This window comes from Vagococcus changpingensis, assembly GCF_058211775.1.
The window spans coordinates 289,258-302,666 of the sequence record NZ_JBYVZB010000003.1 but is presented as its reverse complement, the minus strand read 5'-3'; the positions used below and the strand labels follow the sequence as shown (position 1 = coordinate 302,666).

Here is a 13,409-nt window from a genome sequence, read left to right as displayed (position 1 = left end):
CGTGTAAAGAATATATGAGCGACAATGGGTATATGGAAAAAGTTTCTATGGCTGTTGTTAATGGTATTTTACAAGCAATTGCACTAAATTTATTTTGGAGACCTGGACATATTTATGCCAGTGGTATTACAGGTTTAGGGCAGATTATTGTCACGTTAGCCGAAAAGGTATCAGGTATTGAATTGCCTATGGGTGTTGTATTGTATTGCTTAAATATTCCGCTGTTTATATTAGCGTGGATAATGTTGAGTAGAAAATTTACTATTTTTACGATGATTTCTGTATTTATGACAGCTTTTTTTGTACAGGTTATTCCTATTACAGTGTTATCGACCGATCCTATTATTTGTGCCATTTTTGGTGGAGGAATATGTGGTTTGGGAGTAGGATTAGCGCTTCGTAGTGGCTTATCTTCGGGTGGATTAGATATTGTTAGTATGACAATTAGAAAACTAACTGGTCGAAATGTTGGATCATTAAATATCATTTTTAATGCCTGTATTATTTTAACATCAGGTTATTTGTTTGGTTGGCCATATTCATTTTACAGTGCTTTTTCTATTTTTGTGAATGGCAAAGTAGTCGATATGGTATTTACTAAGCAAAAAAAAATGCAAGTTATGATTATTACAAGTAAGCCACAAACTGTCGTAGATGAGTTACAATCTAGGATACGTCGAGGTATTACTATTTTAAATGATGCAGAAGGAGCATTTTCTCATCATGAACAAAAAGTATTATTAACTGTATTGACGCGCGATCAAATCCCTATGCTACAACATGCAATGGAGAAAGCAGATCCAAAAGCCTTTGTTAGTATATCCGAGAATGTAACTATTATGGGGAATTTCTATGAAACGATTGATTAGCTGAGAACTAAAATAAATTTTTTCCCTTTAGGTCATTAGAAAATGAGAAAGCAGTTATATTAATACTTAAATCCCTAATTTTTTAAAAGAAAATAACTTATTTTTACAAGAAAAGATTAAAAGGTTGGTACTGAAAACGTTTTTGTATTAGAATGTTTGTGAAATTCAAAAAGATACCTTTAAATTATGAGATTAGTAGTATATAATGAGTTTAATATCATTTAATTTTAATTTTAAATTAATTTAATTGCTATTAAAACTATTGCTTAATCATTCGTTTTCTAATATAATTATAAGATATCTTAATAGTTTTCATCTATTAAGTATATAGATATTATTAAAAATGAAGAGTTATATGTACAAATAAAATCAGTACGGGAATAATATAAGAAAGGAGAATTCTATTGTTTGTTGACAACAAATTATTAGACGTGAGAAATTTACATACGGGATTTCGAATCAAAGACAATTTTTATGATGCAGTAGATGACGTGTCAATTACATTAGACAAAAATGAAATTTTAGCAATTGTTGGAGAATCTGGTTGTGGGAAAAGCACATTAGCAATGACCATAATGGGGTTACAAGATCCAAAAAATACTAGAATTACTGGGGATATCGTCTACAACGATTTAAATCTTGTAGGTCTATCCGAAACGCTTTATAACAAGATTAGAGGAAATGATATCGGGATGATTTTCCAAGATCCATTGTCAGCGTTAAATCCATTAATGCGTATAGGAGATCAAATTTCAGAAGCGTTGTTTTATCATACAGATTTAGATGAAAAACAACGGACTGAACGTGCGATTGAGTTATTAAATCAAGTAGGTATTGTCAATCCTGAACGTGTGGCAAAACAATATCCACATGAATTGTCCGGTGGGATGAGACAACGTGTTATCATCGCTATCGCTATTTCTTGTAAACCACCAATTATTATTGCCGATGAACCTACTACTGCGCTTGATGTAACCATTCAAGCACAAATTTTAGACTTATTAGGAGATTTACAAGAGGAAACAGAAGCCGGCATTATTTTGATTACTCACGATTTAGGTGTGGTAGCTGAGACAGCAGATAGAGTCGCTGTTATGTATGGTGGTCAAATTGTAGAAGAAGCACCTGTTGATGTTTTATTCTCTAATCCACAACATCCTTATACACGCTCGTTACTGAACTCAATTCCACAAGAAGACGCACATGACTCTGAATTACATGTTATCGAGGGAGTGGTTCCTTCATTAAAAAATATGCCACGTACAGGTTGCCGATTTGCCGCTCGTATTCCTTGGATACCAGAAGATGAGCACGAGGAACAACCAACGTTGCATGAAGTTGAACCAGGACACTTTGTTCGATGCACATGTTACAAACATTTCCACTTTAGAGAAGAAGGTGACGCATAATGGGACTAATAGAAATAAAAGATTTAAAAGTGCATTACCCAATTCGTGGAGGATTTTTAAATAAAGTTGTTGATTATGTTTATGCTGTTGATGGTGTTGACTTTGAAATTGAAGCAGGAAAAACATACGGTTTAGTTGGAGAGTCTGGTTCAGGCAAATCAACCATTGGTAAAACAATTGTGGGTCTTGAAAAAGCAACAGCCGGAGAAATTTTATTTGAAAACACAAATGTTGTTTCAAAAAGAGCAAGAAAATCAATTGGCTATAATAAAGATGTGCAAATGATTTTCCAAGATTCAATGTCAAGTTTAAATCCTAAGAAACGTGTATTGGATATTATTGCTGAACCCATTCGAAACTTCGAAAACTTATCTGTTCAAGAAGAAAAGAAACGTGTTCAAAACTTGTTAGATATTGTTGGTATGCCAACAGATGCACTATATAAGTACCCACATGAGTTTTCTGGTGGTCAAAGACAACGTTTAGGTGTGGCACGAGCTGTTGCAACGAATCCTAAATTAATCATTGCCGATGAGCCAGTATCAGCTCTTGACTTATCAGTTCAAGCACAGGTACTTAACTTCATGAAACGTATTCAGGAAGAATATAATTTGAGTTATTTATTTATCTCTCACGATTTAGGTGTGGTAAAACACATGTGTGACAATATTGCGATTATGAATCATGGTCGTTTTGTTGAAATCGGAACGCGTGAAGATATTTATAATAATCCACAACATATTTATACAAAACGCTTACTGTCTGCCATTCCTAAGATTGATGTAGAAAACCGTGATAAGCATAAACAAGAGCGTCGAAAAGTGGAACAAGATTTCCGAGACTTATACAGCCAGTACTATGATGAAAATGGTCGTGTATATGACTTGAAAACTATTAGTCCAACTCATCAGGCAGCAATTAAGACAACTGAAGGGGGAGGACAATGATATGTGGAAAACAATATTAAGACGTGTACTACTAATGATTCCACAAATTTTTGTGTTGAGTCTGTTTATCTTTTTATTAGCAAAAGCTATGCCGGGAGATCCGTTTACTGGATTAATTAATCCTAATATGGACCCTGCGACAATCGATCGAATGCGTGAAGCAGCAGGATTAAATAATCCTTGGTATATTCAGTATTTTGATTGGATAACCAATGCGTTTAAAGGTGATTTTGGACAAAGTTTCTTATATAAACTACCTGTAAGTGATATTATTGGTTCTCGTGTTGGGAATACCATTTACTTGTCATTATTAACAGTTATTATTACATATGCAATTGCCTTACCTTTAGGATTAGTCTCAGGTCGTTATCAAAACTCTTGGTTTGATAAAGCAGTTGTCGTTTATAACTTTGTCAGCTTTGCTGTTCCAATCTTTATCTTCGCGTTACTGATGCTATTTGTCTTTGGTTACCGTTTAGAATGGTTCCCAACAACGGGATCAGTGGCAACAGGATTAGAACCGGGGTCATTACAATATGTGATGAGTCGCTTGTATCACATGATTTTACCAGCCATTACACAAGCTTTACTTGCAACAGCTGTAACGATTCAATACTTACGTAATGAAGTGATTGATGCAAAACAATTAGATTTTGTTCGTACAGCAAGAGCAAAAGGTGTACCGACTAATAAAGTCTTTACACATCATATTTTTAGAAATGCCTCTTTACCAATAGCAGCCCAATTAAGTTATGAAATTACTGCCTTAATTAGTGGGTCAGTTGTTATTGAACAAACCTTTGCTTATCCAGGTATTGGTAAATTGTTTATTGATGCAATCAATGGACGTGACTACTCAGTGATTACAGCCATAGTATTAATACTAGGTATTGTCACAATTATCGGGAATCTAATTTCAGATATTGTCATGAGTATCGTCGATCCTCGTATTCGTATTCAGTAACACACCAATAGTTAAGAAAGGAGACTCGCTATGAGTAAAGAAAAAAAAGAAGCAACTGTAGAAGCTGTTAGTGTTCCACCAACAGGTTTTAAAATGATTGCTCGAGAATTTAAAAAAGATAAATTAGCATTATTTTCATTAGCGTTATTAGTTATTATCTTTGCAGTTATTTTTATCGGAGCACTTGTTTTAGATAAAGATGCTGTAATGAAAGTAAGTATCTTAGATAAATATGCTGCCCCAGGTAATGGCTACCTATTAGGTGCTGACGAAGGTGGGCGTGATGTTTTTGGACAATTGATCATTGGTGCTCGTAACTCTGTTGTTATTGGGTTTTCAATTACTATTTTGACATCAATCATTGGTGTGGGATTAGGGATTGTTGCAGGGTACTATGGTGGTATGGTAGATAGTATCATTATGCGAATTGTTGATTTTATCATGATTTTACCCATTATGATGATTATCATTGTGTTTGTTACAATTGTTCCAAGCTATAATGTATTTTCTTTTATTATGATTATGAGTTCATTCTATTGGGTCGCAAAAGCGCGTCTCTTTAGAGGGAAGACGTTATCTGAAGTACGTCGTGATTACATCAGTGCATCAAAAACACTTGGAACAAGTGATTTCAAGATAATGTTTGGTGAATTGATGCCAAACTTAAGCTCATTAATTATTACAAATTTGACGATGAACTTTGCAGGCAACATCGGGATTGAAACAACGTTGTCATACTTAGGATTTGGATTACCACAATCAACACCTAGTTTAGGAACATTGATTGGGTATGCGTCAAATGGTGTCGTTTTATCAGATATGACTTGGGTATGGGCGCCAGCGTCTGTATTAATTCTTGTCATGATGTTATGTATCAACTACGTTGGTCAAGCATTGAAGCGTTCAGCGGATGCACGTCAACGTTTAGGATAAAAAAATCTAAGGGGGATGAAGGAATGAAGTACAAAAAATTATTTAGCGTCGTAGCACTTGGTGCTGCAGTAACAGTTGGGTTATCAGCTTGTGGCGGAGGAAAATCTGACAAAAAATCAAGTAGTGGGAAAACAGAAAAAACGGAAGATGTATCAAAATTCCCAGTGAAAACTTCTAATAAAGAAAAAGCCAAAGAAGGCGGAACGTTAGAAGCAGCAGTTGTTATGGATACACAGTTTAAAGGAATGTTCTCTGAAACTTTTTCTGAAGACAACTATGATGCTCAATTTATGCAACCATCTCATGAATCATTATTTACAAGTAATGGTAACTTTGAGACAACAGATGACGGAGTAGCAAAAAAAGACATCGATGTTGATGGTAAGAAAATTACAATTACAATTACTAAAGATGCCAAATGGTCAGATGGTAAACCATTAGTAGCAGATGATATTATCCAACCATACTTAATCATTGGTAACAAAGATTATTCAGGTATCCGTTATGGTGAAGATTTCCAAAATATCGTTGGGATGGATGAGTACCATGATGGAAAAGCTGACACTATCTCAGGAATTAAAAAAGTAGATGACAAAACGGTCGAAATTTCTTACAAAGAAATGAATCCAGGGATGAAACAAACAAGTGAAACTGTTTGGACTTCAGCAATGCCTTCTCATATCTTTAAAGATATTCCAGTAAAAGGAATGGAATCTAGTGATGCGGTACGTAAGAATATCGTAACGTTTGGACCATACAAAATGGAAAAAATTAATACAGGTGAATCTGTAGAGTACACACCAAATGAGTACTACTACGGTGAAAAACCCAAATTAAGTAAAATCACAATGCGTGTCGCACCATCGAGTTCAATTGTAGAATCATTGAAAGCTAAAAAATATGACATGGTATTCAGTATGCCAACTGATAACTATCCAAACTATAAAGATATAGAAGGATATGAAATCTTAGGTCGTCAAGATTTAGCTTATACTTATATTGGATTCAAATTAGGTAAATGGGATGATGCTAAAGGTGAATCTGTTTACAATCCAGATTCAAAAATGGCAAATAAATCATTACGTCAAGCAATGGGATATGCCATTGATAACGAAGCTGTAGCGAACAAATTCTACAATGGTTTACGTCAACCTGCTAATGCGATTGTACCACCAATCTTTGATGAATTTAGTGATAAGAGCTTAGTTGGTTACTCTAAACAAGATATTGATAAAGCAAACAAATTATTAGATGAAGCTGGATACAAGAAAAAAGATGGCGAAGAATTCCGTCGCGATCCAAAAGGTGAAAAACTAGAAATTAATTTTGCTTCTATGTCAGGTGGCGAAACTGCCCAACCATTAGCTGAATACTACATGGACTGCTGGAAAGAAATTGGTTTAGATGTTAAATTATCAACTGGTCGTTTAATTGAATTCCAATCATTCTATGATAAATTGAAAAATGATTCACCAGACGTTGATGTTTATCAAGCGGCTTGGGGATTAAGTTCAGATCCATCTCAATCAGGATTATACGGACCTAAAGCAGCGTTTAACTACACTCGTTTTGTCAGTGATGAAAATACTAAGCTATTGAACGAAATTGATTCTGAGAAATCATTTGATGGTAAATACCGTACAGATAAATTTAAAGAATGGCAAGAATATGTTGCTGACGAAGCATTTGTCATTCCAACATTGTTCAGAGATGCTGTATTACCAGTAAGTGACAAAGTAACTGGATTTGACTGGGCTTATGATGTAACAAGTAACCCATGGTCTCACGTTGGTGTAACAGATAAAAAATAACGTTTAATGACTATCAATTTGGCTATTTGGTCAAATTGATAGTTTTTGTTTTCTTTCAAACAAAAAAAACGTATAATAAGAGTATCTATCGTTAAAAGGGAGAGGCACATTCAATGGAACAAACGTTAACACAGTTATTAAAGACAGACTATAACATCATTTTTAAAGACATCTCGTTGTTGGAACAAGCGTTTACCCATTCATCCTATGTGAATGAGCATCGACATTTTGAATTACAAGATAATGAACGATTAGAATTTCTAGGAGATGCTGTCTTAGAGTTAGAAGTATCTGATTATTTATACCGTCATTTTCAAGATTTACCAGAAGGGAAATTAACAAAACTACGTTCAACCATTGTTAGAGAAGACAGTCTAGCAATGTTTGCTAAAGAATGTGGGTTTGATCAATTTGTTAAACTTGGTAAGGGTGAGGAAAATTCAAATGGTAGAAGTCGTTCATCATTGTTGTGTGATTTATTCGAAGCTTTTTTAGGAGCTCTATATTTGGATCAAGGAGCTAAAAAATCGAAAGAATTTATCTACCAAGTAGTCGTAGCAAAAATTGAAACTGGTGCTTTTTCACATGAGATGGATCATAAAACAGCTCTACAAGAAGTATTACAAAAAAATGGTGATATCTTGATTGAATATCATTTAATTGATGAAGAAGGACCAGCACATGCAAGAGTTTTTCATGTTGAAGTGTGTGGTGGAGGAACACCTTTAGGTAAGGGGTCTGGAAAATCTAAAAAAGCGGCAGAACAAAATGCAGCAGAAGCAGCATTAGCTAATATTTTGGCAGAAGAATCCTAGGAAGGGGACTTATTTTTTGTGTATTTGAAACGAATAGAAATTGCGGGATTTAAATCCTTTGCAGAACGAACGATAATAGAATTTAATGAAGGCTTGACGGCCGTAGTTGGTCCTAATGGAAGTGGAAAAAGTAATATCACAGAAGCCGTTCGATGGGTTTTAGGGGAGCAGTCAGCAAAAAATTTACGTGGGGGGAAAATGCCGGACGTTATTTTTGCTGGCTCTTCTTCACGTTCCCCATTAAATATTGCAGAGGTAACGCTTGTGTTAGATAATGAAGACCATTTCTTACCCATTGAATACTCTGAAGTGAGTGTCACAAGAAGGTTAACACGAGATGGTGAGAGTGATTTCTTTATTAATAAGCAACGTTGTAGATTAAAAGATGTGATTAGTTTGTTTATGGATTCAGGTCTAGGTAGAGATTCTTTTTCGATTATTTCTCAAGGGAAAGTAGAAGAAATATTTAATAGTAAGCCGGAAGAACGTCGAGCTATATTTGAAGAAGCAGCAGGGGTATTAAAATATAAAAACCGAAAAAAACAAGCTGAAAAACATCTTGGTGAAACAGATGATAATTTAAGTCGAGTACAAGATATTATTTATGAGCTAGAGATACAATTAGCTCCATTAAAGAAACAAAGTGATAATGCGACACAATATCTGGCTTTAAAGGAGACTTTATCTGAGCAAGATATCAGTATGACAACCCATCTTATTGAAGAAACGAAAGAAAAATGGGAAAAAAATAAAGAACAATTACGTCAAAAAAAACAAGCTCTAGAGGCTAGAGAATTAGAAAAAATCACATTGGAAGAAACATTAGAACAACTAAAATTAGAACAAGAAACACTAGAACAAATGTTAGACAATCATCAACAGAGACTACTTGATTACAGTACGCAATATGAACAGTTAGAAACACAAAAAAGAGTGTTGGAGGAAAAGCAAAAATTTTCTGTCCAAACGAAAGAATCACAGCAAAAAACATTGAGAGATTTAGATACACAAAAAGAATTATTACGACGTGAGATTGATACATTAAAGCAAGATGAACAAGAATTAATACAAGAAAAGCAAGCGATACAAAAAGATACTTATCGTATGAGAGAAGAACTGGTTCAATATAGCAAATCAGCAAAAGAACAATTAGATGATATGCGTAGCGATTATTTAGAATATATGCAACAACAAAGTCATGTGAATAATGAGTTAAAACATTTAGAAAAACAGTATAGTCAAGAAACCAATAAAAATTCGCGTGAAATCAATCATTATGAACAGCTTATCTCATTGATTAAAGAAAAACAAGAAACCCTAGAAAATTTAGAGAAAGAGTATGACATAAAAAAAGCGAATGTCGTGACTTACTTGGAAGATTATCAGCAAAAAAGACAAGTCAAAGAACAGTTAAATACGCAACTTCAAAAATTAAATACACAATTAATGGATGCGTTACGTATTTTACAGCAAGCTCAAGCAAAACAAAAAAGCTTGAAAGAGCTACAAGATAACTATGCTGGATTTTATCAAGGTGTTAGAGCAGTACTAAAAGATAAACAGCAATTTCCTGGAGTAGTGGGTGCTGTTGCTGAATTAATTGAGATTCCAGAAGCATACCAATTAGCATTGGAAACAGCACTTGGGACAAGTGTTCAGCATATTGTAACAACTGATGACCAAAGTGCTAGAGAGGCCATTTCTTATCTAAAAAAACAACGATTGGGACGTGCGACATTTTTACCATTAACAACCGTCAAAGCTCGTTTTATTCGTCAAGATGTATTAGATAAAGTGTCTCATATGTCTGGATTTATTGGTGTAGCAAGTGAGTTGGTATCTTATGATGAGACAGTTGCAGCGATTATGAAAAACTTACTTGGATTAACGATTGTGGCTGATTCATTGGATTCTGCGACACACATTGCGAAACAAATTAAGTTTCAATATCGTGTGGTATCGTTAGATGGTGATGTGATGAATCCTGGTGGCTCGATGACTGGTGGGATGAGTAAAAATGGTCAGTCGATGCACTGGTTTTCACAATCAAAAGAATTACAGGAAATAGAGAAACAATTGTCTCAAATGACGACTTTGTATCAGCAAAAAGAAGCAGAAGTGTCTCATATAAAAGAGGAACTAGTTGTAGTAGATGAGTCTCTTGAACAGTTGCGTCAATTAGGCGAAGAAGCAAGATTAACAGAGCAACAGTTAAGCACTCAAGTGTCTCTTTTAACACAAGATGTGAGTCAATTAGAAAAAGAGAAAAAAGTGATAGAGTATGAGCAAAGTGAATTGAACCAATTTCTAACGTTATATCAACAAGATAAAGAAAATTACGAGCTTGAACAAAAAGAGTTAGAAAAAAAAATAGCCGAGCTTGATAAAAAAATGGCTGATGTGGATCAATTAGAGGCTACTAATTTAGAGAAAAAAGAAGAGTTGACGCAATCACTTGCTAAAAAAGAAGCTGAGTTAGCAGTGGTGAAAGAAAAACTCAGTCAGTTGAACGAAAAACAAAAAGAGCGTATAGAACGCTTAGATGTTGCGGATAAGAAAATGAGTGACATGCTACAAGAAACGCAGTCTAATGAGCAAGATAGCAGTCATTTTCATGAAGAAGAAGCCAGAATTATAAAAGAGATGGGTAGTGTTTCTAATAAGCGCGAGGAGATTTTAACTCAAATTACGGAAGCCAAAACACAGCGAGAACACTATACAACCAGTATCAAAGAACAAGAAAAAATTGTTGAGAAAAACCGACAAGATATTCAAGTCTTGATTAGTCAACGAACAGAATTAGACATTATTCAAGGAACATGTGATAATCAGTTAGATAGTTTATTAACTTACTTACAAGAAGAATATAGTTTAACGTTTGAGGCAGCAAAAGAGCGTTCTTTCATCATTGAAAACGTAGCAAGCGTGAGTCAAAACATTAGAGAGTTAAAAAGAAAAGTAGCTGACTTAGGACCTGTTAATATTTCGGCTATTGCTCAACATGATGATATATTGGAGCGTTATGACTTTTTAACGAGCCAACGTGATGATTTGAATTTAGCGAAAGATGAATTGAAAGAAACAATGGATGAGATGGATATGTTAGTCATGAAGCAATTTCATGAAGTATTTTGTGACATTCGTGAAGAATTCCGTCAAGTATTTCCTAAGATGTTTGGTGGAGGACATGCTGATTTAATTTTGAGTGATGAAACAGATTTACTGCATACAGGGATAGACATTGTGGCTCAACCACCAGGTAAAAAATTACAGCAATTGAGTTTACTTTCAGGAGGAGAAAGAGCCTTAACAGCTATTGCTCTGCTATTTTCTATCATTCAAGCAAGACCTATCCCATTTTGCATTTTAGACGAGGTAGAGGCAGCATTAGATGAAGCAAACGTGACACGTTTTGGTAATTATTTACGTCATTTTGGTGATGCGACACAATTTATTGTGATTACTCATCGTAAGGGAACGATGGAATCTGCTAAAGTATTATATGGGGTCACAATGCAAGAATCTGGTGTATCGAAGATTGTTTCCGTACACTTAGAAGAGATGGAAAAATTAGAAACCACATTAAAATAGATAGGAGACATAACATGATTAAGTTGATTGCGATTGATTTAGATGGCACATTATTAACTGATGATAAAAAAATCTCTGATAAAAATAAAACAGTGTTAACTCAAGCGAAAGAACAAGGAGTAAAGGTTGTCATTTGTACGGGACGCCCATTATTTGCAATTGAGCCTTACTTGGATAGGCTTGAGTTAAGAGATGAAGGGGACTATAGTATCACCTTTAATGGTAGTTCTGTGCAAAAAAATGATACTGGCGAGACGCTATTAGCTCATTCTTTATCTTTTGACGAAGTGAGTCGAGTGGCTAACGTGATGATGTCATTAAATTTACCGTTAGATATTATTTCAGTGGATACGGTTATTCATTTAGAAACTGCTAAAGAACCTTACACTTCTATTTATGAAAGTATGAATCCACTACTTAAGGTGGAGCATGCGACACTTGATACATTGGATAAAAATCGTTTGTTTAACAAAATGGTTGTAGCCGTTGAAACAAGTTATTTGGATGAAAAATTAGCCCAATTACCAAAAGAGTTATTAGAAGAGTTTAATATCATGAAATCACGTGACAATTTATTAGAAATTATCCATAAAGAAGCGAGTAAAGCTGCTGGCATTGATGAATTGGCAAATTATTTAGGGATTAAACAATCAGAAGTGATGGCAATTGGTGATGAAGAAAATGATTTTTCAATGATTGAGTATGCTGGGTTAGGTGTTGTGATGGAAAACGGCAGTCAAGGTGTGAAAGACATTGCTAAATTTGTTACGAAAAGTAACCAAGAAGATGGCGTGGCGCATGCCGTTGAAAAATTTGTGTTAATTAATGAGTAGGAGGCAGTGACATGGGATTTTTTGATAAGATTAAAAAGGCAGTTCTTGGTGAGAAAAAAGTTGAAGAAACACCAAAAAAAGAGATCGTCGAGGAATTAGAACAAAGCATTGAAAAAATAGATAAAGAAGATAGTCTTGATGCCAAAGAAACTGTGGTTGTAGAAGAACCAAAGGAAGATGTAACGGTTGAAGAGATCATTTATTCAAAACAAGAAGAACCAAAAAAAGAAGTAGTCAAAGAAGTGGTGATTGAAGAAAAACCACAAGATACCGTTCAAAAATATGACAAAGGATTAGAAAAATCAAGACGATCTTTTGGTCAATACATGAATGAATTATTTGCTAACTTTAGAATGGTTGATGATGAATTTTTTGAAGATTTAGAAGAAGCATTGATTTCTGCTGATGTCGGGTTTGAAACGGCAATGCGTATTTCTGATGAGTTGCAAGAAGAAGTGAAATTAAAAAATGTTAAAAAGAAAAAAGATGTTCAAGCGACAATTATCGAAAAATTAGTTGAGATTTATGAAGCTGAGGGCGTTGAAGAAAACAATGATTTAAATATTCAAAAAGATAGTCCAACCATTATGTTATTTGTTGGTGTAAATGGCGTGGGTAAAACCACAAGTATTGGAAAACTGGCTAAACGATACAAAGACGAAGGAAAAAAAGTGTTGTTAGCAGCAGCTGATACCTTTAGAGCTGGAGCCATTGATCAATTAGTTGTCTGGGGAGAACGTGCTGGTGTTGATGTGGTTCGGCATAATGCAGGTAGTGATCCAGCTGCTGTTGTGTATGATGCAGTAGAAAAAATGAAAAATGAGCATTATGATATTTTGTTAGTGGATACGGCAGGGCGTTTACAAAATAAAGTCAATTTAATGAAAGAATTAGAAAAAATGAAGCGTATCATTGAGCGTGAATACCCTTCAGCTCCTCATGAAGTGTTATTAGTAGTAGATGCAACAACTGGGCAAAATGCACTGATTCAAGCAAAAGAATTTAAAAATACCACAGATGTGACAGGGATAGTTTTAACTAAGCTAGATGGAACAGCTAAAGGTGGGATTGTCTTAGCTATTAGAAATGAATTACATTTACCAGTAAAATTAGTTGGATTAGGAGAGAAAATCACTGATTTAGAAGCCTTTAATCCAAATCAATTTGTTTACGGATTGTTTAAAGATTTAATGGAAGATTATGATGGGTAAATAAAAAACGATAAAGCCTTGATAGG

Annotated in this window: 10 protein-coding genes; all 10 read left to right on the top strand. The window is 34.6% G+C overall.

Annotated features, from left to right (window positions below; translation table 11 throughout):
• The first annotated feature begins 14 nt into the window (after positions 1 to 14).
• The 10 genes from AC37UB_RS07950 (at position 15) to ftsY (ending at position 13,383) form a co-directional block, all read left to right on the top strand.
• Positions 15 to 869, top strand: coding sequence for a YitT family protein (locus tag AC37UB_RS07950; protein ID WP_241699559.1), 855 nt, complete (start codon positions 15 to 17; stop codon positions 867 to 869).
• A 404-nt stretch (positions 870 to 1,273) separates the two neighbouring features.
• On the top strand, positions 1,274 to 2,278 hold the full coding sequence (locus AC37UB_RS07945) for an ABC transporter ATP-binding protein (protein WP_241699552.1): 1,005 nt from the start codon (positions 1,274 to 1,276) through the stop codon (positions 2,276 to 2,278).
• Positions 2,275 to 3,225: an ATP-binding cassette domain-containing protein gene (locus AC37UB_RS07940; protein WP_117973556.1), complete on the top strand. Its 951-nt coding sequence runs from the start codon at positions 2,275 to 2,277 to the stop codon at positions 3,223 to 3,225. The genes AC37UB_RS07945 and AC37UB_RS07940 overlap by 4 nt, the downstream gene beginning before the upstream one ends.
• Position 3,226: 1 nt before the next feature.
• Positions 3,227 to 4,189, top strand: a complete 963-nt coding sequence (opp4B, locus tag AC37UB_RS07935; protein WP_071456144.1) for an oligopeptide ABC transporter permease — start codon at positions 3,227 to 3,229, stop codon at positions 4,187 to 4,189.
• A gap of 30 nt (positions 4,190 to 4,219) precedes the next feature.
• Positions 4,220 to 5,122 carry an ABC transporter permease gene (locus AC37UB_RS07930; protein WP_117973554.1) on the top strand — a complete coding sequence of 301 codons (903 nt, stop codon included), beginning with the start codon at positions 4,220 to 4,222 and terminating at the stop codon, positions 5,120 to 5,122.
• A gap of 23 nt (positions 5,123 to 5,145) precedes the next feature.
• Positions 5,146 to 6,933, top strand: coding sequence for an oligopeptide ABC transporter substrate-binding protein (locus AC37UB_RS07925; protein WP_117973552.1), 1,788 nt, complete (start codon positions 5,146 to 5,148; stop codon positions 6,931 to 6,933).
• 113 nt (positions 6,934 to 7,046) lie between these two features.
• Entirely contained in the window at positions 7,047 to 7,748 is a 702-nt protein-coding gene (rnc, locus tag AC37UB_RS07920) for a ribonuclease III (RefSeq protein WP_117973550.1), read from the top strand.
• Between the two features lie 18 nt (positions 7,749 to 7,766).
• Positions 7,767 to 11,339, top strand: coding sequence for a chromosome segregation protein SMC (gene smc / locus AC37UB_RS07915; RefSeq protein ID WP_241699553.1), 3,573 nt, complete (start codon positions 7,767 to 7,769; stop codon positions 11,337 to 11,339).
• Positions 11,340 to 11,353: 14 nt separating this feature from the next.
• Positions 11,354 to 12,172 carry a Cof-type HAD-IIB family hydrolase gene (locus AC37UB_RS07910; protein ID WP_241699554.1) on the top strand — a complete coding sequence of 273 codons (819 nt, stop codon included), beginning with the start codon at positions 11,354 to 11,356 and terminating at the stop codon, positions 12,170 to 12,172.
• Positions 12,173 to 12,183: 11 nt separating this feature from the next.
• The gene (gene ftsY, locus AC37UB_RS07905; protein WP_117973545.1) at positions 12,184 to 13,383 is read left to right on the top strand and encodes a signal recognition particle-docking protein FtsY; all 1,200 of its coding nucleotides are present in this window, start codon (positions 12,184 to 12,186) and stop codon (positions 13,381 to 13,383) included.
• Positions 13,384 to 13,409: the final 26 nt, after the last annotated feature.

Coding starts and splice junctions, on each gene's coding strand:
- AC37UB_RS07910 (WP_241699554.1), top strand. CDS start 11,354: ATGATTAAGTTGATTGCGATTGATTTAGATGGCACATTATTAACTGAT.
- AC37UB_RS07950 (WP_241699559.1), top strand. CDS start 15: ATGAGCGACAATGGGTATATGGAAAAAGTTTCTATGGCTGTTGTTAAT.
- ftsY (WP_117973545.1), top strand. CDS start 12,184: ATGGGATTTTTTGATAAGATTAAAAAGGCAGTTCTTGGTGAGAAAAAA.
- rnc (WP_117973550.1), top strand. CDS start 7,047: ATGGAACAAACGTTAACACAGTTATTAAAGACAGACTATAACATCATT.
- AC37UB_RS07930 (WP_117973554.1), top strand. CDS start 4,220: ATGAGTAAAGAAAAAAAAGAAGCAACTGTAGAAGCTGTTAGTGTTCCA.
- AC37UB_RS07925 (WP_117973552.1), top strand. CDS start 5,146: ATGAAGTACAAAAAATTATTTAGCGTCGTAGCACTTGGTGCTGCAGTA.
- opp4B (WP_071456144.1), top strand. CDS start 3,227: ATGTGGAAAACAATATTAAGACGTGTACTACTAATGATTCCACAAATT.